22 protein-coding genes are annotated in these 23,146 nt (G+C 60.3%); 16 read left to right on the plus strand and 6 right to left on the minus strand.

All coding sequences use genetic code 11. From position 1 onward, the window contains the following. Positions 1-280: 280 nt before the first annotated feature. Positions 281-1,051, minus strand: coding sequence for a gamma-glutamyl-gamma-aminobutyrate hydrolase family protein (locus QD409_RS28460; protein WP_430764265.1), 771 nt, complete (start codon positions 1,049-1,051; stop codon positions 281-283). A 292-nt stretch (positions 1,052-1,343) separates the two neighbouring features. Here QD409_RS28460 and QD409_RS28465 point away from each other — a divergent pair, with 292 nt between their 5' ends. The 9 genes from QD409_RS28465 (at position 1,344) to QD409_RS28505 (ending at position 11,440) form a co-directional block, all read left to right on the plus strand. Further along, positions 1,344-2,450, plus strand: a complete 1,107-nt coding sequence (locus QD409_RS28465) for a TRAP transporter substrate-binding protein (protein WP_430764266.1) — start codon at positions 1,344-1,346, stop codon at positions 2,448-2,450. A 231-nt stretch (positions 2,451-2,681) separates the two neighbouring features. Further along, on the plus strand, positions 2,682-4,985 hold the full coding sequence (locus QD409_RS28470) for a putative bifunctional diguanylate cyclase/phosphodiesterase (protein WP_430764267.1): 2,304 nt from the start codon (positions 2,682-2,684) through the stop codon (positions 4,983-4,985). Positions 4,986-5,304: 319 nt separating this feature from the next. Then, positions 5,305-6,060, plus strand: a complete 756-nt coding sequence (locus QD409_RS28475; RefSeq protein WP_430764268.1) for an N-acyl amino acid synthase FeeM domain-containing protein — start codon at positions 5,305-5,307, stop codon at positions 6,058-6,060. A gap of 180 nt (positions 6,061-6,240) precedes the next feature. Beyond that, positions 6,241-6,465: an aa3-type cytochrome c oxidase subunit IV gene (locus tag QD409_RS28480; protein ID WP_092850178.1), complete on the plus strand. Its 225-nt coding sequence runs from the start codon at positions 6,241-6,243 to the stop codon at positions 6,463-6,465. Between the two features lie 113 nt (positions 6,466-6,578). Further along, positions 6,579-7,742: a Re/Si-specific NAD(P)(+) transhydrogenase subunit alpha gene (locus QD409_RS28485; RefSeq protein ID WP_430764269.1), complete on the plus strand. Its 1,164-nt coding sequence runs from the start codon at positions 6,579-6,581 to the stop codon at positions 7,740-7,742. 1 nt (position 7,743) lies between these two features. Next, positions 7,744-8,142 carry an NAD(P) transhydrogenase subunit alpha gene (locus tag QD409_RS28490; protein ID WP_430764270.1) on the plus strand — a complete coding sequence of 133 codons (399 nt, stop codon included), beginning with the start codon at positions 7,744-7,746 and terminating at the stop codon, positions 8,140-8,142. Positions 8,143-8,152: 10 nt separating this feature from the next. After that, positions 8,153-9,547 carry an NAD(P)(+) transhydrogenase (Re/Si-specific) subunit beta gene (locus QD409_RS28495; protein ID WP_430764281.1) on the plus strand — a complete coding sequence of 465 codons (1,395 nt, stop codon included), beginning with the start codon at positions 8,153-8,155 and terminating at the stop codon, positions 9,545-9,547. Positions 9,548-9,782: 235 nt separating this feature from the next. Continuing rightward, a complete protein-coding gene (locus tag QD409_RS28500; protein ID WP_430764271.1) occupies positions 9,783-10,187 on the plus strand; it encodes a YciI family protein in 405 nt (134 codons plus the stop codon). Continuing rightward, positions 10,184-11,440 (plus strand): RNA polymerase sigma factor, encoded by a 1,257-nt coding sequence (locus tag QD409_RS28505; protein WP_430764272.1) that lies wholly within the window; start codon positions 10,184-10,186, stop codon positions 11,438-11,440. Before QD409_RS28500 ends, QD409_RS28505 begins: the two co-directional genes overlap by 4 nt. A gap of 3 nt (positions 11,441-11,443) precedes the next feature. On the opposite strand, the gene QD409_RS28510 is transcribed toward QD409_RS28505, so the two are convergent. The 4 genes from QD409_RS28510 to rpsU form a co-directional block, all read right to left on the minus strand. Next, positions 11,444-13,099, minus strand: coding sequence for a sensor histidine kinase (locus QD409_RS28510; protein WP_092850155.1), 1,656 nt, complete (start codon positions 13,097-13,099; stop codon positions 11,444-11,446). Positions 13,100-13,353: 254 nt separating this feature from the next. Next, the gene (locus QD409_RS28515; protein ID WP_430764273.1) at positions 13,354-14,424 is read right to left on the minus strand and encodes an NAD(P)/FAD-dependent oxidoreductase; all 1,071 of its coding nucleotides are present in this window, start codon (positions 14,422-14,424) and stop codon (positions 13,354-13,356) included. 115 nt (positions 14,425-14,539) lie between these two features. Then, on the minus strand, positions 14,540-15,415 hold the full coding sequence (locus tag QD409_RS28520; protein WP_092850151.1) for a tetratricopeptide repeat protein: 876 nt from the start codon (positions 15,413-15,415) through the stop codon (positions 14,540-14,542). Between the two features lie 138 nt (positions 15,416-15,553). Beyond that, the gene (rpsU, locus tag QD409_RS28525; protein ID WP_004117638.1) at positions 15,554-15,766 is read right to left on the minus strand and encodes a 30S ribosomal protein S21; all 213 of its coding nucleotides are present in this window, start codon (positions 15,764-15,766) and stop codon (positions 15,554-15,556) included. A 385-nt stretch (positions 15,767-16,151) separates the two neighbouring features. Between rpsU and QD409_RS28530 the strand changes: the two genes are divergently transcribed. The 7 genes from QD409_RS28530 to QD409_RS28560 all read left to right on the plus strand — a co-directional run bounded on the left by QD409_RS28530 (position 16,152) and on the right by QD409_RS28560 (position 22,583). After that, positions 16,152-16,391 (plus strand): hypothetical protein, encoded by a 240-nt coding sequence (locus QD409_RS28530; protein ID WP_092850148.1) that lies wholly within the window; start codon positions 16,152-16,154, stop codon positions 16,389-16,391. 12 nt (positions 16,392-16,403) lie between these two features. Next, positions 16,404-16,904 (plus strand): hypothetical protein, encoded by a 501-nt coding sequence (locus tag QD409_RS28535; RefSeq protein WP_430764274.1) that lies wholly within the window; start codon positions 16,404-16,406, stop codon positions 16,902-16,904. A gap of 91 nt (positions 16,905-16,995) precedes the next feature. Beyond that, the gene (locus QD409_RS28540; RefSeq protein WP_430764275.1) at positions 16,996-18,249 is read left to right on the plus strand and encodes a sarcosine oxidase subunit beta family protein; all 1,254 of its coding nucleotides are present in this window, start codon (positions 16,996-16,998) and stop codon (positions 18,247-18,249) included. Further along, positions 18,249-18,668 (plus strand): hypothetical protein, encoded by a 420-nt coding sequence (locus QD409_RS28545; protein ID WP_425348534.1) that lies wholly within the window; start codon positions 18,249-18,251, stop codon positions 18,666-18,668. Before QD409_RS28540 ends, QD409_RS28545 begins: the two co-directional genes overlap by 1 nt. A gap of 15 nt (positions 18,669-18,683) precedes the next feature. Further along, positions 18,684-19,049 (plus strand): sarcosine oxidase subunit delta, encoded by a 366-nt coding sequence (locus QD409_RS28550; RefSeq protein WP_430764276.1) that lies wholly within the window; start codon positions 18,684-18,686, stop codon positions 19,047-19,049. Continuing rightward, positions 19,046-22,042, plus strand: a complete 2,997-nt coding sequence (locus QD409_RS28555; protein WP_092850127.1) for a sarcosine oxidase subunit alpha — start codon at positions 19,046-19,048, stop codon at positions 22,040-22,042. Before QD409_RS28550 ends, QD409_RS28555 begins: the two co-directional genes overlap by 4 nt. Beyond that, positions 22,035-22,583 carry a sarcosine oxidase subunit gamma gene (locus tag QD409_RS28560; protein ID WP_092850124.1) on the plus strand — a complete coding sequence of 183 codons (549 nt, stop codon included), beginning with the start codon at positions 22,035-22,037 and terminating at the stop codon, positions 22,581-22,583. Before QD409_RS28555 ends, QD409_RS28560 begins: the two co-directional genes overlap by 8 nt. Before the next feature lie 18 nt (positions 22,584-22,601). Here QD409_RS28560 and QD409_RS28565 read toward each other — a convergent pair whose 3' ends face one another. Then, positions 22,602-23,090 (minus strand): MaoC family dehydratase, encoded by a 489-nt coding sequence (locus tag QD409_RS28565; protein WP_430764282.1) that lies wholly within the window; start codon positions 23,088-23,090, stop codon positions 22,602-22,604. Positions 23,091-23,146: the final 56 nt, after the last annotated feature.

Consider the following 23,146-nt stretch of genomic DNA (forward strand, 5'->3'; position numbering starts at 1 on the left):
AAAGCATAGACAGACTTCGGGGGCACTGCCATCAGCCCTCTGAGCAAGGTCCCTTCGCCGGGACGATGGATGGGTTAGGCCGCAACCGCTCACGCAGCACTCAAATGACTGCGCATCTTTAGATTGGCCAGCCGGTCCTCAGCAGACCCCATACAGCAGCGGCCCCAGCGTCGACTGCGGACAGAAGCAAGCACTCGGCGAGGGATTAAGCTCAAAAGGGATTGACTCAATGCCCGTTACAGAAGAGCGTTTTTGCGATTCGAAGGATAGCGGAAATGCTCTATTGGGCGGCGGCGAGCCGCTCCTTGCTTGCCGCATAGTCGCGCACGGCATCGCCGAAGGCGACGAAGAGCTTGCGTGACGGCGAATCCGTCTCAGCCCAATATTCCGGATGCCATTGCACGCCGACGGCAAAGGCCCTGGCGCCGATAACGGAGACGGCCTCGATCGTGCCGTCCTCGGCCAGTGCTTCCACCTGCAGCCTCGGCGCCGTATCGGCAATCGCCTGGCGATGCAGCGAGTTGACGCGCACTTCGCCCGGGCCGACGACGCGGGCGATGCACGAGCCTTCCTTGACGAAGACGCTCTGGCGGATCGAATACATCGTGTCGCGATCGACATTCTGCGGTTTGCGATGGTCCCAGATGCCAGGCTGCTCCTGGATCTCGCTGGCAAGCGTGCCGCCGAGCGCGACGTTCAGCTCCTGAATGCCGCGGCAGATGGCGAGCATCGGAATGGCGCGCTCGATGGCGCGGCGGATGAGCGGCAGCGATGTCGCGTCGCGCGCCGGATCGAAGGGGCCGTCGCTGTCGCGTGCTTCTTTCCCATAGAGCGAGGGATGCACGTTACTGGCGGAACCGGAGACGAGCAGCCCGTCGACGCGGTCCAGAATGGCGTCCGCATCGTTGCCGTCCTCCAGCGCCGGAACGATCAGCGGCATCAGTCCTGCAGCCTTGACGGTGGCGCGGACATACTGCTGCTGAACCGCATGCCAGGTCGTTCCGTCGAACTCGCGGATGTCGGCGGGGATGGCGATGATTGGTCTGGACATTCAAGGCTCCGGAAGGTGCAAACGGCTATTCGCTGAGACCCCTGGAAGACGAAAATGTCAATCCGAGGGCGGATTATCCTTGCTTTCAATCTACGCGCATATAGGCCTGCCGGCAACGCGGAGTGGTTTCAGTAAGGCTTTGCCTTCATTCGTCACAAGGATGTACAGGAATCGCCATAATGCGATGCGAGAGCAAACTTGAAAGACCGTGTGCGGCGTGGTTAGCTCCATCGCTTGCGCCAATCGGGGAGCGTTCCGCTCTCCAGCATAGCCGTCCGTATGGGAGATTTCGATGGATCGCCGTTCCTTCATAAGGCGGGCAGGAGCAGTTGGCGCAGGTGCTGCCGCCTCCGCGCTTGCCAGCCCGGCTCTGGCTCAGGAGTATCCAAAGATCACCTGGAAGATGACGTCTTCCTTTCCGAAAAGCCTGGACACGATCTATGGCGGCGCCGAAGATATCGCCACCCATGTTTCCGATGCGACGAACGGCAATTTCACCATTCAGATCTATGAGGCCGGCGAAATCGTGCCCGGCGCGCAGGTTGCAGATGCGGTGAGCGCCGGCACGGTCGATGCCGCGCATACCTGCTCCTATTATTTCGCGGACAAAGATCCGACCTACGCCATCGGCACGACGCTGCCGTTCGGCCTCAATGCCCGGCTGACCAATGCCTGGTTCTACCAGGGCAACGGCAACAAGCTGATGAACGAGTTCTATGCCACGCAAGGCATATTGGGGCTTCCCGCCGGCAATACCGGTGCGCAGATGGGTGGCTGGTTCCGCAAGGAAATCAACACGCTCGACGATCTCAAGGGCCTGAAGATGCGCATAGCCGGCCTTGCCGGCAAGGTGGTGCAGAAGATCGGCGTTGCCCCGCAGCAGGATATCGCCGCGAATGATGTCTACAATCTGCTGGACAAGGGCGCCGTCGATGCGGTCGAATGGGTCGGCCCCTATGACGACCTGAAGCTCGGACTGCAGAAGATCGCCAAATACTACTATTACCCCGGATGGTGGGAGGGCGGTGCCGTGGTGCACGCCTTCTTCAACCTGGAAAAATGGAACGGGCTGCCGAAGAACTATCAGGCCATCCTCATCGATGCCTGCGCTTTCGCCAACACCAACATGCTGGCGAAATATGACGTGAAAAATCCCCAGGCACTGAAGGATATCGTGCAGCAGGGCGTGACGCTACGCCCCTTCAGCCAGGAGATCATGGAAGCCTGCTTCCAGGCCGCCAACGGACTTTATGCCGATCTGTCCAAATCCAACGATTCCTTCAAGCGTATCTATGCGGATCAGGTCGCTTATAAGAAGGACGCGTATCTGTGGATGCAACTCTCCGAGTATACGTTCGACACATTCATGATGATCCAGCAGCGGGCGGGCAAGCTCTGATACGTATTCCACAAGTGTCTAATGGTGTTTTATTTTATCTATTAGTCACTTAAATATTGTCTCGGCGTTCGAATTCACTTAGGTCGATTGCACGAATACGATGCGTTTCGTGATCTAAATTCAACCTAAGTTGCCGACATAATTGGAAAATCTGTCCATATACGTGCTATTTGGGCAATCAAATTTTAAAAAGTTTCGACTAGGGTGTCCGCCGCATCAGGGGAACTCTGAATGAAGCCTCCAAGCCCGGACACCGTGCCGACGGATGTTTATCTGTCGTTCGTCAGTTCGCTTTTCGGAAACCGTAAAACGCTGTTTACGGGCGTGGTGGTTCATATCCTGACGTATGTCGTCGTGTTTATGAGCACGCGCGCGAGCATCTATCTCGTTCTTTGCCTGGCTTTTGCAGCGGTTTTCGTGCTGCGGATATATTCGTTCCGGCTCTTCGACGCGGCCGACAAGCATAATTTTACGCGCGCCGACATTTCGAGTTGGGAAACGCGCTACGTCATCGGGGCGGCGGCGACGGCGTCCATACTCGGCATCGGCAGTGGCTATGCCATCCTGATCGTGCAGGACCCGCTGGCGGAATTCATCTGTATCGCCGTGACCATGGCGTCGATGGTATCGATCGTCGGCCGCAACTACGGCTCACAGAAGGCGATCGATCTCCAGACGCTTGCCTGCTGCCTGCCCATCATCATCGCCTGTCTGATGTCGGAGCAGCTCTACAAGGCGATCGTTTCCATCATGCTCGTTCCGTTCGGATTGACCACGCGCGCGATGGCGAACGGCGTGCGTGAATTTCTCTACAAGAACGTCATCGCATCGCGCGAGATATCGCAGATCGCCGACCGGTTCGATACCGCGCTCAACAACATGACGCATGGCTTGTTCATGCTCGACGCGCATAACCGCATTCTCGTGGTCAATCGCAAGGCATGCGAGCTGCTGAATTTCTCGCATCAGGAACAGCTCAAGGATTGTGAATTCGACGTCGTGCTGCGTTACGGCGCGCGTCACGCCTTCATCGACGGATCGCTGCCGGGGCTCATTCAGCGGCAGATGGCGCAGCTGGTCAGCGGCACGCTGTCGCGCACCCTGATCCAGTTCAATGAAGATCAGTTTCTGGAGTTTTCGGCCAGCCGCCGTGCCGATGGCGTCGTCATCCTGATTTTCGAAGATGTGACGGTGCGCATCCGGGCAGAGCGCAAGATCCTGCACATGGTTCGCTACGATCCTCTGACGGGGCTGCCGAACCGCGAATATTTCGTCGAGCTGGTCAAGGAAAAGCTTGCTGCGCGCAGCGGCGAAACCCAGGTCGGTATTCTCGTGCTCGACGTGGACGACTTCAAGCATGTCAACGACACCAAGGGACATGTGACGGGAGATCGTCTGCTGGTCGCTATCGGCGAGCGCTTGAAAGAGCTTGCGGGCACCACGGTACTTCCGGCCCGTCTGGTGGGCGATCAATTCGTGCTGTTCTTTCCAAATGAGAGCAATGAATCCGATATCGATTCACGCGTGCGCGCATTGCATGCCGCGATGACTGGCACCTACGATGTCGATGACAACAGCTTCCGGATCTCGTTCAGCGGCGGCTATGTCACCATGTCGAGCCGCGAGTTCCGTCCGGAAGAGTGGCAGATCAAGGCCGATCTGGCGCTGTTCGATGCCAAACTGCGGCTGAAGGGAAGCTGCAGCGCCTTCGAGCAGGAGATGGATGCGCGCTACGTCGAGCGGCAGAAGCTGAAGGACGATCTGCGCGAGGCGGTGGAAGCCGGCAATCTTCTGGCCATGTATCAACCGATGTTCACACCGGATGGCTCCCGCATCGATTGTTGCGAGGCTTTGGCGCGCTGGACTCATCCGGAAAAGGGTTCGATCCCGCCCAACATCTTCGTGCAGATCGCCGAAGAGATGGGCATTGTCGGCGGCATCACCCGCTTCATGATCAATCAGGCCTGCCGGGATTGCGTTTCGTGGCCGGGACAGGTCGCGGTTTCGGTCAATCTCTCGGCCCAGGATCTGCGCAGCAACGATATCGTCGATATCGTTGCGGAAGCGCTCGATGCATCGGGATTGGAGCCCTCGCGGCTGCATCTCGAAGTGACGGAAAGCTGCCTGATGGACGAGATGGCGACCGTTCGCTCCATTCTTGCGGATCTGCGCGCCAAGGGCATCACCATCGCCATCGACGATTTCGGCACCGGCTTTTCCAGCCTCAGCTATCTCGACTCCTTGCCGGTGGATGTTGTGAAGATCGACCGGTCGTTCGTTCGTGACATCACGACGGACAGCCGCCGTTTCAAGCTTCTGTGCGGCATCGTCGATCTTTCCCGCGCCCTCAGTCTCCACATCGTGATCGAGGGGGTCGAGACGCCGGAGCAACTGGCGCTGATCGTTGAGAACAATCTCGCCGATATCATCCAGGGCTATGTTTTCTCCATGCCCGTGCTGCGGGAACAGGTTGTCGGAACAGTGGACAGCCTCGCCCGCCGGCAATCGGGGCTGCGGCACGATCACGTCGCCTGATGCTTTGGTAGCCCCCTAAGTCATCTCTCGATGCTAGGGTCGTTCGCAACGATCACTCACCTCATTGAAGGCCAACTGACAGGGATCGAGCGTGGCTGGCGCTGGCTCATTTCCCCATGTCGGAGTGGAGAGTCGAAGCTGTGAGAGCGCCGCCTTGTAGCAATGGAAGCTAGAGCGCTTTCGCAACCTCAGCTTTTGCCGGTATTGGCCAAGAAAATTAACCTTAATGAACGAATAGTTAATAAAATTTAAAACAAATATTGATCAAATTTTGCTTTAATACCAAAGATGTTCCGTTAACCATTACGGAACATTAACCATGACTCATATGAGTACTTTGAAAAACAGCTTCGCCGGCAAGCTGATGGAGGTGCTCGATCACGTGGAGTACCGCCGGATCGAAAGCAGCGAAGACATGGAGGATGTCGCGCGGCTACGCTACAAGGCTTACAAGGCACGCGACGTCCTGCCCGTGGCCGCCCAAAACCTGATTGATGATATCGATTTCGATGATCACGCCTATATCTTCGGAGTCTATTACTACGAGGAGCTGGTGAGCACGGTGCGGATCCACCATGTGACGCCGGATCACCGGGTATGCCAGTCGACCGGCATTTTTCCAGACGAGATTCATGCCTTCCTCGATGCCGGCATGACGCTGATCGATCCCGCGCGCTTTGCCGTGGATCCCGATTTCGAGCTGGAACTGCCGGCTTTGCCCTATCTGACGCTGAGGCCAGCGATCGTCGGCGCCATTTATTTCAACACGGATCGGGTAATGCAGCACATTCGTCCGGCCCATGCGGCGTTCTACAAGCGTGTCTTCTATGCCGATACGGTCGTACCGCCCCGCATGACCAAGACCTATGGCTTCGAACTCACGCTGCTGGCGTCGCGGTCGAAGGAGATTCGCGGAAAACTGATGAAGCGCTATCCGTTCTTCGATTCGGAACCGTATGAACGGCGCATGATGTTCTCGCGCAGCGAGGACAATGGCTCGCCTCCGTTGACCATTCTGCCCACTGCGCGGCTGGCAAGCGGCGGCAGGCGCGAGATTGGCGCGCAATTCAGCTAAGCTGCGCACCGATGCGACCTTCTCGTGCATTGCATTTCCCGCCGCTTTGTGTAACCCCTCGATAGAGGAAATTTGGCTGCGGCACCTTAATACTGGGTGCCGCTGCTTTTGAGGACGAACTCCAGCTCCCGGTCAGTTTTTAGGCCTATGGAGTTGAGTGCATCGAGGGGAGATTTTTGAATGGCCGAACATCACACTGGACCCGCTGAAACTGGTGCTCCCATGGACTATAAGGAGCACGAGAAGACCTATGGTCTTTTCATCGCGGGTGCTCGGGTCGGGTCCGCGATCGTTGCAGCATTGATGATCGCGATGGCGGCCGGTTTCTTCGGTCATGCCGGGTTCCTCGGCGGCCTGCTCATTTTCATCGTTCTTTCCATCGCCAGCATCATTCTGCTGCGCTGACGTTCCAGCGCTGATCGACGCGCCGGACCTTTCTGGTCCGAGCCTTCCCGTGATTCTGCAGGCTGCAGCGCCGCCTCACCAGGCGTGCCGCCGTTCGATGCGAGGTGTTGTCGTTGAGCAATCTGGTTTTCGTGGCCAAGGAAAGCGTGGCGGAGGAGACGCGTGTTGCGGCCTCCGTCGAGACGGTAAAGAAGATGAGGAGCCTCGGTTTCGACGTCGTGATCGAAGCTGACGCCGGCGCCTTGTCGCGCATCCCGGATGCGGAGTATGAGGCCATCGGCGCGCGGATCGGCTCTGTCGATGATGCGAAAACGGCCGATGTCATCCTCAAGGTCAGGCGGCCGACGAGTGCTGAGATCGCCGGTTACAAGAGCGGCGCAATCGTCATCGCCATCATGGATCCCTATGGCAACGAGGCGGCGCTTGAGGAGATGGCGCGCGCCGGGCTCACCAGTTTTGCCATGGAGCTGATGCCGCGCATCACCAGGGCGCAGTCTATGGACGTGCTGTCATCGCAAGCCAATCTTGCCGGTTATCAGGCCGTGATCGACGCCGCTGCCGTCTATGACCGGGCGCTGCCGATGATGATGACGGCGGCGGGCACCGTGCCGGCGGCCAAGGTGTTCGTCATGGGTGCCGGCGTTGCCGGACTACAGGCGATCGCTACGGCGCGGCGTCTCGGCGCGCTGGTCTCTGCAACGGATGTGCGGCCAGCAGCCAAGGAACAGGTCGCCTCGCTCGGCGCGAAATTCGTCGCCGTCGAGGACGAGGAATTCAAGGCGGCGGAGACCGCCGGCGGCTATGCCAAGGAAATGTCCAAGGAATATCAGGCCAAGCAGGCGGCTCTTGTCGCCGATCATATCGCCAAGCAGGACATCGTCATCACCACGGCGCTGATCCCCGGCCGGCCGGCGCCGCGCCTCGTCAGCCGCGACATGCTGAAGGCGATGCGCCCCGGCGCGGTCGCCGTCGATCTTGCTGTCGAGCGCGGCGGCAATATCGAGGGCGCCGAATACGGCAAGGTCGCCCATGTCGAGGGTGTCAGGGTGGTCGGCTATCCCAACATGGCCGGCCGCATCGCGGCCAGCGCCTCGGCTCTCTATGCCAAGAACCTTGTCACCTTCCTGGAAACGATGGTCGACAAAGATAGCAAGAGCCTCGGCCTCAACCGCGCCGATGAACTGATCAAGGCGACGATGCTGACCGATGACGGCGAAGTCGTTCACCCGAATTTCGTCGATCCCGACCAGCCGACGGTCAACAAGGGAGATCTCTGAGATGGCCAGTCAAGCAATGGACCAGGCACTTCAGCAACTGAATGATGCCGTCACCGCCGTCAGGACCGCCGCTACGCAGGCGCCAGAAGTTGCCGGCGCGGCAACGGGCGGAGTGATCGATCCCTTCGTCTTCCAGCTTGCCATCTTCGTGCTGGCGATCTTCGTTGGCTACTACGTCGTCTGGTCGGTGACGCCGGCCCTGCACACGCCGCTGATGGCGGTCACGAACGCCATCTCCTCGGTCATCGTCGTCGGCGCATTGTTGGCGGTTGGAATTTCGGCGAGTGGTCTCGCCACCGGCTTCGGCTTCGTGGCGCTGATGCTTGTCTCGGTCAATATCGTCGGTGGTTTCCTTGTCACCCAGCGAATGCTGGCGATGTACAAGAAGAAGGACAAGTGAGGGCGGCATGCTGAGCAATATCGCGGCTTTCCTCTATCTCGTCTCCGGCGTGCTGTTCATCCTGGCACTGCGCGGGCTCTCCCATCCGGCAACCAGCCGGCGCGGCAATCTCTACGGCATGATCGGCATGGGCATCGCCATCGCCACGACGCTTGTGCTGGCGACGCCGTCTTTCGGCGGCTTCGTGCTGATCGTTCTCGGCCTTGCCATCGGCGGCGGGGCAGGTGCCTATATCGCCCGCGTCATTCCGATGACGTCTATGCCGCAGCTCGTGGCCGGTTTCCATTCGCTGGTCGGTCTCGCGGCTGTCCTCGTGGCCGCTTCTGCGCTCTATACGCCATCTTCCTTCGGTATCGGCGAAATCGGCCATATCCACACGGAAGCACGCATCGAAATGGCGATCGGCGTCGCCATCGGGGCGCTGACCTTCACCGGCTCGATCATCGCGTTCCTGAAGCTCGATGGACGCATGTCCGGCAAGCCGATCATGCTGCCGAACCGCCACATCATCAACGCTACCCTGCTTGCCCTGATCGTGTTCTTCATCATCAGCCTGGCGGCAAGCGAGAGCCATTTCGCCTTCTGGGCGGTCGTCCTGCTGTCGCTGGCGCTTGGCGTGCTGCTGATCGTGCCAATCGGCGGCGCCGACATGCCGGTCGTCGTTTCGATGCTGAACTCCTATTCCGGCTGGGCAGCCGCCGGCATCGGCTTCACGCTGGGCAATCTGGCGCTCATCATCACCGGCGCGCTTGTCGGGTCCTCGGGTGCGATCCTGTCCTACATCATGTGCAAGGGCATGAACCGCTCCTTCATCTCGGTCATTCTCGGTGGTTTTGGCGGCGAGGTGGCATCGGGCGGAGCCGATAATTCCGACAAGACCGTGAAGCTCGGTTCTGCCGAGGATGCCGCCTATCTGATGGCGAACGCCTCCAAGGTCATCATCGTGCCGGGCTATGGCATGGCGGTGGCGCAGGCCCAGCATGCGTTGCGCGAAATGGCCGACAGGCTGAAGGCGCATGGCGTCGAGGTGAAATATGCCATCCACCCCGTTGCCGGCCGCATGCCGGGCCACATGAATGTGCTTTTGGCCGAGGCCAATGTGCCGTATGACGAAGTCTTCGAGCTCGAGGACATCAATTCGGAACTCGCCCAGGCCGACGTTGCCTATGTCATCGGCGCCAACGACGTCACCAATCCGGCGGCGCGCGACGACAAGACTTCGCCGATCTACGGCATGCCAATCCTCGATGTCGACAAGGCCAAGACCTGCCTCTTCGTCAAACGCTCGCTCGGCTCCGGCTATGCCGGCATCGACAATACGCTGTTCTATAAGGACGGCACGATGATGCTTTTGGGCGATGCCAAGAAGGTGACCGAGGAAATCGTCAAGGCTATGAACGAGTAGGCGGCTAAACACCCTAGTCGTTCAATCGAAGCTTGCCCCATTTAGAATGTCGGATCTGCAGACCACCTCGACCGGAAAGCGGTCGAGGTGGTCATTGCGGCGTGCGGTGTTCCTCGCCTTTTGTCCTCCTTCGCGCGCCTCATAAGAAAATGCGTTTATTTTTCTGGCTCCCGTCGATTCTGCTATAGCTCGTTCGTCGTGTGGTATGTTCAACCCAACCAAGGAGAAAGAACCCATGCGATTCATGATGTTGATGATCCCCGGCGGCTACGCATCTGCTGCGCCCGATGCCATGCCCAGCCCTGAGGCAATCGAAGCGATGATGAAATACAATGAGGAGCTGAAGAAGGCCGGCGTGCTCCTGGCCCTGGAAGGGCTGCATCCGCCGGCTTCGGGGGCTCGGGTGAGCTTCAAGGGCGGAAAACCTGCCGTCGTCGATGGCCCGTTTGCTGAGGTGAAGGAAGTGCTGGGCGGGTATTGGATACTCGATGTGCGCTCGCGTGACGAGGCTATCGAATGGGCACGCCGCTGCCCGGCATCGGAAGATGATATCATCGAAGTCCGCCGCATCCATGAGATGAGCGAGTTTCCCGAGGATGTGCAGAAGGCAGCGGAAGGCTTCAGCGAGCTGAAGGGGTGACCACGACCGGTGCCATCGAAGCGGTCTGGCGGATCGAGCAACCAAAGCTCGCCGCCAGGCTGAACCGCTTGCTGCGCGATATCGGCCTCGCGGAAGAGATCGCGCAGGATGCCTTCGTGCTTGCCCTCGAACGCTGGCCTCGCGCTGGCATTCCGCGCAACCCGGCGGCCTGGTTGACGCGGGTTGCCAAGAACAGGGCGCTCGACCGGCTGCGCCGCACCACACTGATCGACGGCAAGCATCGCGAACTGTCCATAGACTTTGCCGAGCTTGAGCGCGAAACGCCCGATATCGAGGCGATGCTCGATGAGGACATAGACGACGATCTGCTGCGGCTGATTTTCACCGCCTGCCATCCGGTGCTGCCGGCCGAGCAGCGTGCAGCGCTTGCCTTGCGGTTGCTGGGCGGGCTGTCGACGCAGGAAATCGGTCGTGCGTTTCTTCTGCCTGAAGCCACCGTCGCGCAGCGCATCGTGCGCGCCAAGCGGACGCTGCGCGATGCCGAAATCGCTTTCGAGACGCCGCGGGGCGAAGAGCGCCGGGAGCGTCTCGCCGCGGTGCTGGAGGTGGTCTATCTGATCTTCAACGAAGGATACGTAGCAACGGAAGGGCCGCATTGGCTGCGTGCCGATCTTTGCGGTGAAGCCTTGCGGCTGGGGCGCTCGCTGGCGGCGCTGATGCCGCAAGAGCCGGAGGTACTGGGGCTTCTGGCTCTGATGGAGTTGCACGCCTCACGCTTTGCCGCCAGGGTCGATGGGGTGGGCAATCCAATCCTGTTGCTCGATCAGGACCGCAGCCGGTGGAACTGGTCGTTGATCCGCAGCGGCCTCGATGGTCTGGCCCGCGCCATGCTCCTGACGTCGATGCCCGGTCCCTATTTGCTGCAGGCGATGATCGCGGCCTGCCATTCCCGTGCAGCGACCGCCGCCGATACCGACTGGATCGCCATCGCCGCCTATTATCAGGCGCTCACCTTGGCAGCGCCGTCGCCGATCGTCGAAATCAACCGGGCGGTGGCCGTTGGCATGGCGTTTGGTGCTGCCCAGGGTCTTGCCATCGCCGACGCGCTGGCTGACGAGCCGCGCTTGAAGGGATCGCATTTGCTTCCGACGGTGCGGGGCGATCTTTTGGCGAAGCTGGGGCGCGTTGCGGAGGCTCGCGCCGAGTTCCGCCGCGCTGCCGAATTGACCGGCAATGAAAGGGAGCGCGCATTGCTGCTTGGCCGCGCCGAGGCTCCCGTCACCCAGTCATAAGCGTCAAGTCCGCTCGCGTTCCATCATGTTGCGCGGCGCGATCAGCGTCCAGACGAGGCCGGTAGGACGGAAGTCAACCTCGACATGCCCGCCGAAGGACGCAGCGGCATGGACTTTCGTAACGGTGGTGCCGAAGCCGGTTTCAACCGGCGGCTTGACCTCGGGACCGCCGCTTTCGGTCCAGATGAAGTGGATCATCGACCCGTTCTCGCCGATCTCATTCGTCCATTCGATGGCGATCCTGCCTTCTGTCGCCGAGAGTGCGCCATATTTCACCGAATTGGTCGCAAGCTCATGCAGGATCAGACCGAGATTTTGAACGGCTTCCGGCTTCAGCAAGAAGTCATTGCCCCGGACATCGAGCTGTTGCGGCGCTTGCAGGAAAGTCGCGAGATGGATGTCGATCACCCGTCGCAGCGAGACGCCGGACCATTGCTCGCTGGTCAGCACCTCGATCGAACGGGCCAATCCCTCCAAGCGGTCGGCGACCGCCCGCTGGAAGGTATCGACGCTGTCCGTCTGGCGCGCGAGCTGGCGGGTCATCGCCTGGGCAAGCGCCAGCAGGTTCTTGGTGCGATGGACGAGTTCATGCATGACGAAATGCAGGCGGTCTTCCGTGACGCTGCGGTCGAAAGACGCGTTGGAGAGCGCGACGGCCACCTGATTGGCTTCGATAACGCTGGTGTCGATCGGCGCGACGATCTCGCCGCGGCCCATGCGGTCGGCCATGTCGGCGATGCTTTGTATGGTGATGCGCACCTGCCGCGCCAGCGCGTAGACGGCGATCAGCGCGACCAGCAGCAGCGTGACGCCGCCATAGATGAGAAAGCGCCAGGTGCTCATCAGCGAGGATTGCGCCGAGGTGACCGGGCCCCAGACGATTGCCTTCCACGACCAGCCGGAGATTTGTGCGTATCCGAGCAGCGAGTGCGGCAGGATTTTGTCGTCCTGATAGACGCCACTTGAGGCGATCAGCTTCGACAGGATCTCCTTGTTGAATGCGTCACCCGGCGCATGGGTGGTCGGACCGCCGGCGGCAACGATATGGCCGGATTTATCGATGACGGCCGCGGACCAGCCCGGCGGCAATGCTTCCGTCGTTATAAGCTTGGCAAGATCGTCGGCATCCTGGGTTATGGCGAGCGCTGCACCGGCCGGGGAGTGCTCCAGGGGCAACGTGACATTGTAGACCCAGCGGCGGACTGTGGCGCCGATAAAGACATCGGAGGTTTCGATGCGCCCGGAATCAAGCGCCGATTGCAGCGCGGCCATGTTGCCGGTCTTGCCGAGCGCCTTGCCGAGCGGCCAGCGGGTATTCAGCCGGATCTGACCATCCTTCTCCATCAGCAGCACGAAGAGTGAATCGGTGCGCAGGACCGTCTCCGTTCGGGCGAAGAAGGTGGCGATGTCATTGTGCTCGAGTTCCGGCGAGGAAGACAGCAGCCGCAACGTCGTCGCCATGTCCTGCAATTGCCGGTCAATGACGCGCGCCAAAGCCTGTGCATCCTGAACCGTCTCGCCCTTCAACGCATCGCGCTCATTGTTTTCGAGCTGGACGAGAAGCAATGCGACGAAAGCCAGGATCGGCAAAGCGATCGCCAAGGCTATGGCGATGAGATAGGCCCCAATCGACGCTTTCGGGAAATGCGGCTTCCTCATGGGGCGATCAACCGATCGTATCTCCATGACGATCGAAAGCCCTGGCAAAAGCGGAAAGAGTGGTTCTGGTCATCATGCCAAGCGCCCCCAATGCCTAGACTTGAGCTACATGCTCTCGGAGCGCCCATGTTAGGGCTCGGTAAATTGCCTTGCAACATCTGAAAAGTCATTGCCGTGAAATCATAAGCGATCCCCGATATTTACGGCGCTGGTAATGCATCCCTTGAGTTGCGTTGGCGGCTTTCTTTGCCAGGTCAGGCAAAGCGGGAAAGGCGGAACGAGGCAAGTTGTGGATCTTCACTGTCGTCGACGAGCTCTTCTGCTGCAAGCAAGCCGACCAGCGGCGCGAGCGTGACTCCGGAATGCAGGACCGCGAGATAGAGACCCGGCGCTGCATCGACACGACCCAGGATGGGGAAGCCGTCCTTCGGTGTCGGGCGATAGCCGATGCTGTGGAAATCGAGCTCCAGCGTCTCGCCGCCTTTCAAGGCCGCTCTGGTTTTGGCGAAAAGCTCGCCGGCAGCCACCTGCGGATCGTCGCCGGGGTCGGTGCCGCCGAAGTCGCTGCCGGCGATGATCCGCCCCTCCAGCGTCTGGCGCATATGCAATTCCGGCGCCATCACCAGACCGTTCAGCATTTTGTGCACGGGGCGGGAATGGACGATGAGCCCCGGCGGCGTTTCGAGCGGCACCAGGATATCGGCCGATGCCGCAAGCGCCGCCGTGCCGGCGCCGGCGGCAAGAACGACATGATCGGCGTGCATCGCCCCTTCGCTCGTTTCGATGCCGACAATCCGGTTGCGCTCCGAGAGCAGACGCTTGACCTCGATGCCGGATAGAAGCGCTGCGCCACGGTGCCTTGCATCGTTCAGCAGCAGCTCGGCGGCTGCAACCGGCTCGACGGCGCCTTCCTCGGCGACATGTAGCGCATAATCCGGCAGGTTTGCGAGGTTCGGTTCGATCAGCGCGCTGGTCGCGCGATTGACCGGCTGTATGCCGTAGCCCCATCCATGATGCTGTGCGGCATAGGCATCCAGTTCGGCCTCTGGGAGATCCCAGCACAATCCGCCACACCATGACAGTGGCAGGCCGGGCAGTTCCGCCGCAAGCCGCGACCATTCGGCCATCGAGGGGTGACGAAGACGGAAATAGAATTCTGGGTTTCCCCAGCTGGCGTTGATCCAGGAGAAAGAGTTCGGTGTTGCCACGCCGCCGATCGTCTGCGCGACCACCGTGACGTCGGCGCCTTTGCGCTGGAGATGCCAGGCGATGGAGGCACCGATGATTCCAGCGCCGACGACGATGATTTTCTGCGGAGAGGGCATGTGGCTGTCTCGTTCGGATAAGGGTGTTGCGAGACTAAGCGCTCGATCGCGCAAAGAAAAGCCGCCGGGCAGGGATTGCCGGCGGCTGAACGTCTCTTATTGCTATGCCGTTATTTTAGGAGCCGGCGCCGACGCGTGCCAGGCCGTCTCTGGCCGGCTGATAGTTCTGGTCGAGATTGACCGCGTGCTGATAGGAACGGCGGGCCTTTACCTTGTCACCCTTGCGCTCGTAGACGAACGCCTGGTTTGCCCAGGATTCTGCGACCTTGTTGTTCAGATCGATGGCGTGATTGAAGTCGGCGAAGGCGTTGTCGTCGTCATTCTGCGCGAGATAGGAGATGCCGCGGCTGTTGTAGGGCTCCGGCGAGTTCGGCGACAGCGAGATCGCCTTGGAGAAATCGTCGATCGCCTTGTCCTGCTGATTGCGCTTCTGGAAGATCACGCCGCGGCCATTATAGGCGCGGCCATCCGTCGTTCCCAAGCTGATCGCCTTGGAATAGTCGTTGAAGGCATCGTTGTCGCGACCTGCCTGGCGGTAGAGATTGCCGCGGCCAATATAGGCGACGTCATAATTACCGTTGATCTGCAGCGAGGCATTGTAGTCTGCGATCGCCTCCGGCAGCTTGCCCATATTGCGGTAGATGAGCGCGCGGTTGGCATAAGCCTGGTAGAATTTCGGATTGAGCTGGATGGCCTGATTGAAGTCCGCAAGCGAGCGGCTGAAATCGCCGCCGCGGCCATAGGCCGTGCCGCGCACGTTGTAGCCTTCCGGATCCTGTGGATTGGCATTGATGACCGAGGTCAGCGAAGCGATATTTTCCGAAGAGCCTTGCGCTTTGTCGATGCGGATCACGCTATCGGTGGAGGCTGTCTGGCAGCCGGAGAGGCTGATCGCGGCAAGAACCGCCAAGGCCGGCAGGGCCGCAATCTGCTTCGAAACACGGGAGGAGAGGTTCGAAGTGCGGTACTTTTCGAAAGTCGTCATTGCCATTATCGGGTTCGCTTTCCCCATGCGTCATATCAGACGGTTCTGATTTAATCCGATTTGCGCAGAGAACAAATCAAAAAGGCGGCGGCGAACGACTCGCCCCCGCCACACATGCATCTGAAAACGTCGAAAAAACGGCGATTACTTGGCAACCAGGCCTTCGCGCTGAGCGCGCTTGCGAGCAAGCTTGCGAACGCGACGAACAGCTTCTGCCTTCTCGCGAGCACGCTTCTGCGACGGCTTTTCATAGTAGTCGCGCATCTTCATTTCGCGGAAAATACCTTCGCGCTGCATCTTCTTCTTGAGAGCGCGGAGAGCCTGGTCAACATTGTTATCGCGGACAAGTACCTGCACGAGAATCACGTTCCTTTGGTTTGGTTGATGCCAGCGGCGACGGCAGCGCCAGGAGGCAAAAATATAACGTTCGCGCAGCCGCGGCCTTGCGATTGGTTAGGCGAGATAGCAGATCGGTTTGTCAAAGTCTAGCCAGATCGTGAGTTTGCAGAGGAAAAAGCGGTTTGTCGAGTACCGACTTTGGCTATTGATGCCGTGTCTGCGCTGTTGCGGCTATGGGATGCGGGCTTGATTTTCCGTCTTTTGCAGACTGGCATGCCTAAGGGAAATTCCCGATCCCTGTCATTCGGGCAATGGCGACAGCCTGATTCTCGCAGTTGCCAGATAATAAGAGGGAAGCGCACTATGACGTCGTTCGATCTCGCCACCGCCTGGAGGCTGCTCGTTGCGCCTGCGCTTGCCTTTATTCGTCCTGACCGCAACGCTTTTGCCTGCGGCGGCCGGCGAAGTGCGTTTCGGCAAGAACGTGCGCGTCGGCGGCCACGATTTTTCGAACCAGACCTTCGATAACAAGCATCGCGCGAAGATTTACCTTTACAGCCAGAAGCCGCGCAAGGAAGGATGCGTCTGGCGCAGCGACGGCCATGCCGGCCGGGTAAAGGTTTGTCACCTGCAGCGCAAGTAGGACGGGGGGACTATGAACGATCAGACCATGCCGAAGAGCGTTCGGTACTACGAACGCCTCACATATGCTGGGATGGTGGTCGTTTTTATCAATCAGTTGGTGAACTGGGATAGGACGGCCAGTCATTTTGCTGAAGCGCTGCACATTTTTACGATTGTACAAATTATGTTTCCTTGTGTCCAAATCTTCTGGGTTTGGCTGGTTGTTCGTAAAAGGGTGAACTGGGCGCGCTGGATGACGCTTGGCGCTCAATTCGCGGTGATGTTCGTCATTGGTTTCGGCTTCGGCATAATCGCCAATAAGGGCCACGCCGACGGAACCGTTTTGGAACTCGTTTTCCTAATTCTGGCGACGTCGCTTTATCTGCTTGCGGCGTGTCTTCTTTTTACGCGTGACGCAATACTGTGGTTTGTTCCTCAGAGGGCTGAATTCGGCCATGCGGTCGCGGGCTCCTCAGATAGTTCGGCCTCGCCGCCCGCTCATTCTTTTAGCCGTGTCGAAAGCTGGTCCTGAATGCGTCGCAAAAGAGCCGTTGTGTCGGTTTCTGATTTGCGATTTGTATGACCCATAAAGAAGGCGTCTTGCCTGAAGGAGTTGAGGGCGAATGCGTAAATACTCGGTTTTTGCCGTGGCAAGGGAAGCGATGCGGGCTCACAAGGGCTGGGAGGCTCAGTGGACCTCGCCGGAGCCGCGCAAGGAGTATGACGTCATCATCGTCGGCGCCGGCGGTCATGGCCTGGGTGCGGCCTACTACCTCGCCAAGGAACACGGCATCACCAATGTTGCCGTCATCGAAAAGGGCTGGCTCGGCGGCGGCAATACCGGCCGTAACACGACGATCATCCGCTCGAACTATCTCTATGAAGAGAGCATGCACATCTACGAGCATTCGATGAAGCTCTGGGAGGGGCTGTCTCAGGATCTCAATTATAATGTCATGTATTCGCCGCGCGGCGTGATGATGCTGTCGCACAATGTGCACGACCAGCAGTCCTTCAAGCGGCATATCCACGCCAACCGTCTTTACGGCATCGACAATGAATGGCTGACGCCCGAACAGGCGAAAGCCTATTGTCCGCCGCTCGATATCGCGAAAACGGCGCGCTACCCGATCAACGGCGCTGCGCTGCAGCGTCGCGGCGGCACGGCACGACACGATGCTGTCGCCTGGGGTTTTGCCCGCGCTGCTTCCGATCGCGGCGTCCACATCATCCAGAACTGCGAAGTGACCGGCATCCGCCGCGGGCCGGATGGCCGAGTGACCGGTGTCGACACGAGCAAGGGCTTCATCGGCGCCAAGAAGGTCGGCGTTTCGGCGGCGGGCCACACCACCGTCGTCATGCAGATGGCGGGCGTCCGTGTGCCGCTGCAGTCGAGCCCGCTGCAGGCGCTGGTTTCCGAGCCGCTGAAGCCGATCTTCCCCTGCGTCGTCATGTCGAACACGGTGCATGCCTATATCTCGCAGTCCGACAAGGGCGAGCTTGTTATCGGCGCCGGTACGGACCAGTACAACTCCTATAGCCAGACCGGCGGTCTGCAGATCATCACCCATACCCTGGATGCGATCTGCGAGCTCTTCCCGATGTTCCGTCGCGTCAAGATGATGCGCTCCTGGGGCGGCATCGTCGACAATACGCCGGACCGTTCGGCGATCCAGTCGAAGACGCCGGTGCCGGGTCTCTATGTCAATTGCGGCTGGGGCACGGGCGGCTTCAAGGCGACGCCGGGTTCGGCCAATCTCTTTGCGCATCTCATCGCCCGCGACGAGCCGCATCGATTCAATGCCGGGCTTAATCTGGATCGCTTCCGCACCGGCCGATTGATCGACGAGGCTGCGGCTGCGGCCGTGGCGCACTGATGCCGACGGCGGTCGGGATCGTTCTTGCTGCAGGGCTTTTGTTGCCGGCAGGAGCGATCGTGACCGAAGTCAACGATCTCTTTCCAGGGGCCGAGGATTTTCGCATGCAAGTGATCCATAAGGCGAAGGATGAGGTCGAATGGCCCTTCGTGGCCGAAAGCGGAACGCTGATCTGCGCCAAGGTACTAAACAAGCCGGGTGTCTTTTTCGTCCCGGAGCAGAAACCTGAGGCAACGAGGGCTTTCGTGCTCGACACGGATCTATTCGCCATGGGCCTGGTCAATCTGGGAATGACCAACGTGCTGAAACCCTACGGATCGCTGGAGGCGCTCCTGAAGCGCATAACGCCTTTCGTCACCATGGGACGGCGGCTTTGCGCACAGCCTCCCGGTACAAGCCTCTCGGGCTCCGAGCTTTAACACAGGTAGAAAACGATGCTGCTGATTTACTGCCCCTATTGCGAGGAAGAGCGTTCGGAACTCGAATTCCGCAGCGCCGGCGATGCGCATATCGTGCGGCCCGCCAATATTGCCGGGATCTCGGATGAGGAGTTCGAGGAATATTTCTTCATGCGCGACAATCCGAAGGGCCTGATCTTCGAGCGCTGGCGGCATATCCATGGCTGCGGCCGTTTCTTCAATGCGGCGCGCGACACCGTGAGCGATCATTTCTACCGCACCTACAAGGCCGGCGAGCCGAAGCCGGATCCGGCGACGCTGCTATCGCGCACTTCCGAGCCGGTAGCACAGCATCAGAACGAACAAGAACAGACGGCACAAACAGAGGGATTTGCTGAATGAGCGGCGCCAATCGTATCGCGGGCAAGGGACGTCTGACGCCGGCCAGAACCGCTCGCTTCACTTTTGACGGCAAGACCTATACGGCGCTCGAAGGCGATACCGTCGCCTCCGCGCTGCTTGCCAACGGCGTCCATCTCGTCGGCCGATCCTTCAAATATCACCGTCCGCGTGGCATCCTTTCGGCCGGAGCCGAGGAGCCGAATGCACTGCTCGATATCTCCCGCGATGCGGCGCGGCGGCAGCCGAACGTGCGCGCCAGTGTGCAGGAAGTCTTCGACGGCATGAAGGCGCAGTCGCAGAACCGATGGCCGTCGTTGGCTTTCGATATTGGCGGCGTCAACAATTGGATGTCGCCGTTCTTTGCGGCCGGCTTCTACTACAAGACTTTCATGTGGCCGAAGTCTGCCTGGAAGCACATCTATGAGCCCTTCATCCGTCGTGCAGCCGGTCTTGGCGTCGCGCCGACGGAAGAGGATCCGGATCACTATGCCAGCCGCTATGCCCATTGCGACGTGCTCGTCGTCGGTGCCGGCGTCGCCGGTCTTTCGGCAGCGCTCGCCGCTGCCGAAACAGGCGCCAAGGTCATCCTCTGCGACGAGCAGCCGGAAGCCGGCGGCGCGCTGCGCTTCGACACCGGCGTCAAGATCGACGGCGTCGAAGGCTATGACTGGGCGCAGGCTATCGTCGCCAAGCTCGAGGCGATGCCGAATGTTCAGGTGCTGACCCGCACGACCGCTTTCGGCTACTACAATCACAATTTCATCGGCCTTGCCGAACGAGTGACCGACCATCTGGCGAAGCCGGGCCGCAACCTGCCGCGCGAGCGCCTGTGGCAGGTTCGCACCAAGCGTGTCATTCTGGCGACGGGTGCCATCGAACGTCATATGGTGTTTCCGAACAACGATCGGCCGGGCATCATGCTCGCTTCGGCTGCTCGCGCTTACCTCAATCACTATGGCGTCGCCGTTGGCGCCAAGATCGGCGTCTATACGGCGCATGATTCGGCCTATGAAGCCGCCTTCGATCTGAAGCGTGCTGGCGTTTCCATTGCTGCCATCGTCGACAGCCGCGCGCGGCCGAGCGAGGCAGTGTTGGCCGAGGCAAAGCGGCTCGGCATCGAGGTGATGACCGACTATGCCGTCGTCGATACCGCCGGCAAGCTGCGCGTTTCCTCCATGACCGTCGCGCGCAACGGCAGCTCCGCCACTCGCAAGATTGCCATTGATGCATTGCTGGTCTCGGCCGGCTGGACGCCATCGGTCCATATGTTCTCGCAATCGCGTGGCAAGCTGAAGTTCGAGGCGGAGAAGCAGCGCTTCCTGCCGGGCACTTACGTTCAGGATTGCCTTTCCGTCGGCGCCTGCAACGGCACGGATGGCCTGCAGGCCGCGATCGAGGAATCGCTGGCGGCCGGCGAGCTGATGGCGCGCGCTACGGGTAGCACCAATGGCGGCGAGAAGATCCAGCTTCAGGCGGAGCAGGCTTTCGAATGGACGGGCGGCATGATCGGTGCGGCCGAAGGGGCAGGGCCGAACACGAATGCCAAGGCCTTCGTCGATTTCCAGCACGATGTCTGCGCCAAGGATATCCGTCTCGCCGTGCGCGAAGGCATGCATTCCATCGAGCATATCAAGCGCTTCACCACCAACGGTATGGCGTCCGACCAGGGCAAGCTTTCCAACATGCACGGGCTGGCGATCGCTGCCGAAATGCTCGGCAAAGATATTCCGCAGGTCGGTCTCACCACCTTCCGCGCGCCTTATACGCCTGTCACTTACGGCACGCTGATCAGCCATTCGCGCGGGTTCCTCTTCGATCCCGCCCGCAAGACGCCGATGCATGCTTGGGAAGAGGCACATGGCGCCATCTTCGAAGATGTCGGCAACTGGAAGCGCGCCTGGTTCTATCCGCGCGCCGGGGAGACCATGCATCAGGCCGTCAATCGCGAATGCCGCACGGCGCGCGAAGTGGCCGGCGTGTTCGATGCCTCGACGCTCGGCAAGATCGAAGTGGTCGGGCCGGATGCGGCCGAGTTCCTGAACCTGATCTACACCAATGCTTGGGATACGCTGAAGCCCGGCCGCTGCCGCTACGGCATCATGACTCGCGAGGACGGCTTCGTGTATGACGACGGCGTCGTCGGTCGTCTTGCCGAGGATCGCTTCCATGTGACCACCACGACCGGCGGTGCGCCGCGCGTGCTGCATCATATGGAAGATTACCTCCAGACCGAGTTCCCGCATCTGAAGGTGTGGCTCACTTCCACCACGGAGCAGTGGGCCGTCATCGCCGTGCAGGGGCCGAAGGCGCGCGAGATCATTGAGCCGCTCGTCGAGGGCCAGGACCTGTCCAACGAGGCCTTCCCGCATATGAGCGTGGCCGAGTGCAAGGTCTGCGGCGTGCCGGCACGGTTGTTCCGCGTCTCCTTCACCGGCGAAGTCGGCTATGAAATCAACGTGCCGGCCGATTACGGCCAGTCGGTTCTGGAAGCCGTCTGGGCCCGCGCCGAGCCGCTGGGCGCTTGCGCCTACGGCACCGAGACCATGCACGTCCTTCGCGCCGAGAAGGGCTACATCATCGTCGGCCAGGATACGGACGGCACGGTGACTCCTGACGATGCCGGGCTTGCCTGGGCCGTTTCCAAGAAGAAGACCGATTTCGTCGGTATTCGCGGCCTGAAGCGGCCGGATCTCGTCAAGGAAGGGCGCAAGCAGCTGGTCGGTCTCATCACCCGAGATCCGAAGGTGGTGCTGGAGGAGGGCGCACAGATCGTCGCCGATCCGAACGAGCCGAAGCCGATGACCATGCTCGGCCATGTCACCTCGGCCTACTGGTCCGAAAATCTCGGCCGCTCCATCGCCTTTGCGCTGGTTGCCGGCGGACGCGAGCGCATGGGCAAGACGCTCTACGTGCCGATGCCCGACAAGACGATTGCCGTCGAGGTGACGGATCTGGTGTTCTTTGACAAGGAAGGAGGCCGGATCAATGGCTGAGCTCGCTACCCGCAAACTGCCACTCGCCGGCCGCCACGGCGGCTCCGCCACCGTCCGGCTGACGGCCGCAGCACCCGCAAGCCGGATTGCATTGAGAGCGCCTGCCGATTCCATCGGCAGCCTTTCGCAGGCGCTCGGCTTGCAAGTGCCGACCCGGCCCAAAACCTCGGCCAGCAACAATGGTCGTCACGCGCTCTGGATCGGCCCGGACGAATGGCTTGTTATCGACGAAAATGGCGCTGATCTGGTGGGCGTGGCTGCATCGTCTGGCGTGTTGCACTCGGCGACCGATGTGTCGCATCGCAATACCGCTGTCATCGTGTCCGGCCCCGGTGCCGAAGCGACGATCTCGGGCGGCTGCCCGCAGGATCTGTCGCGCGAGGCCTTTCCGGTTGGAGCCTGCTCGCGCACGCTGCTCGGCAAGGTCGAAGTCGTGTTGCTGCGGCTGGATGAGGAAACGTTCCGCGTCGAGGTCTGGCGTTCCTTTTCCGATTATGCCTTCGGCCTTCTGAGCGAAGCTGCGGAGGATGTGGGCCTTTAAGGCCCACATTCGCTCAGGTCAGACCTCTTCCGGCCGATCCTTGGGGTCGAACTGCGATATGGTCGTCCATGTCGCCGTCAGCGCCGGCTTGCGCTCGCTTTCGATCTCGACGGTCACGTCATAAGTCAGCATCAGCATGCTGGCGCCGCGCAACCGCGTTTCGGCAAGCAAGAAGCGGCCGCGCACGCGTGCGCCGCATTTGACCGGCGACATGAAGCGGATCTTTTCAAAGCCGTAGTTGATGCCCATGGTCTGCTCGCGGATCTTGGGCAGGCCGCTATAGTTCATCGCAGAAAGCAGGGAAAGCGTCAGGAAGCCATGGGCGATGGTGCCGCCATAGGGCGTTTCCGCCTTGGCGCGTTCGGGATCGACATGGATGAACTGATGATCGAGCGTGGCATCGGCAAAGGTATCGATCATCGTCTGATCGACCGAGATCCAGTCGGAGACGCCGATCTCCGTTCCCACCAGTTTCATGATCTCAACAAGCGAGATATCGCCAGGCATTCCGTCCTCATCGTTCCGAATGGTCATTGCTCCTTTCTGGCGAATCGCAACGGAAA

It is taken from the genome of Rhizobium sp. BR 315 (assembly GCF_050577975.1).
Taxonomy (GTDB): domain Bacteria; phylum Pseudomonadota; class Alphaproteobacteria; order Rhizobiales; family Rhizobiaceae; genus Rhizobium; species Rhizobium miluonense.

What these genes read in the sequence shown, in the direction of transcription:
- QD409_RS28480 (WP_092850178.1), top strand. Translation starts at nt 6,241, where the DNA reads ATGGCCGAACATCACACTGGACCCGCTGAAACTGGTGCTCCCATGGAC.
- QD409_RS28550 (WP_430764276.1), top strand. Translation starts at nt 18,684, where the DNA reads ATGCTGCTGATTTACTGCCCCTATTGCGAGGAAGAGCGTTCGGAACTC.
- QD409_RS28540 (WP_430764275.1), top strand. Translation starts at nt 16,996, where the DNA reads ATGCGTAAATACTCGGTTTTTGCCGTGGCAAGGGAAGCGATGCGGGCT.
- QD409_RS28510 (WP_092850155.1), bottom strand. Translation starts at nt 13,099, where the DNA reads ATGAGGAAGCCGCATTTCCCGAAAGCGTCGATTGGGGCCTATCTCATC.
- QD409_RS28500 (WP_430764271.1), top strand. Translation starts at nt 9,783, where the DNA reads ATGCGATTCATGATGTTGATGATCCCCGGCGGCTACGCATCTGCTGCG.
- QD409_RS28515 (WP_430764273.1), bottom strand. Translation starts at nt 14,424, where the DNA reads ATGCCCTCTCCGCAGAAAATCATCGTCGTCGGCGCTGGAATCATCGGT.
- QD409_RS28475 (WP_430764268.1), top strand. Translation starts at nt 5,305, where the DNA reads ATGACTCATATGAGTACTTTGAAAAACAGCTTCGCCGGCAAGCTGATG.
- QD409_RS28520 (WP_092850151.1), bottom strand. Translation starts at nt 15,415, where the DNA reads ATGGCAATGACGACTTTCGAAAAGTACCGCACTTCGAACCTCTCCTCC.
- QD409_RS28555 (WP_092850127.1), top strand. Translation starts at nt 19,046, where the DNA reads ATGAGCGGCGCCAATCGTATCGCGGGCAAGGGACGTCTGACGCCGGCC.
- QD409_RS28460 (WP_430764265.1), bottom strand. Translation starts at nt 1,051, where the DNA reads ATGTCCAGACCAATCATCGCCATCCCCGCCGACATCCGCGAGTTCGAC.
- QD409_RS28560 (WP_092850124.1), top strand. Translation starts at nt 22,035, where the DNA reads ATGGCTGAGCTCGCTACCCGCAAACTGCCACTCGCCGGCCGCCACGGC.
- QD409_RS28535 (WP_430764274.1), top strand. Translation starts at nt 16,404, where the DNA reads ATGAACGATCAGACCATGCCGAAGAGCGTTCGGTACTACGAACGCCTC.
- QD409_RS28545 (WP_425348534.1), top strand. Translation starts at nt 18,249, where the DNA reads ATGCCGACGGCGGTCGGGATCGTTCTTGCTGCAGGGCTTTTGTTGCCG.
- QD409_RS28565 (WP_430764282.1), bottom strand. Translation starts at nt 23,090, where the DNA reads ATGCCTGGCGATATCTCGCTTGTTGAGATCATGAAACTGGTGGGAACG.
- QD409_RS28465 (WP_430764266.1), top strand. Translation starts at nt 1,344, where the DNA reads ATGGATCGCCGTTCCTTCATAAGGCGGGCAGGAGCAGTTGGCGCAGGT.
- QD409_RS28490 (WP_430764270.1), top strand. Translation starts at nt 7,744, where the DNA reads ATGGCCAGTCAAGCAATGGACCAGGCACTTCAGCAACTGAATGATGCC.
- QD409_RS28470 (WP_430764267.1), top strand. Translation starts at nt 2,682, where the DNA reads ATGAAGCCTCCAAGCCCGGACACCGTGCCGACGGATGTTTATCTGTCG.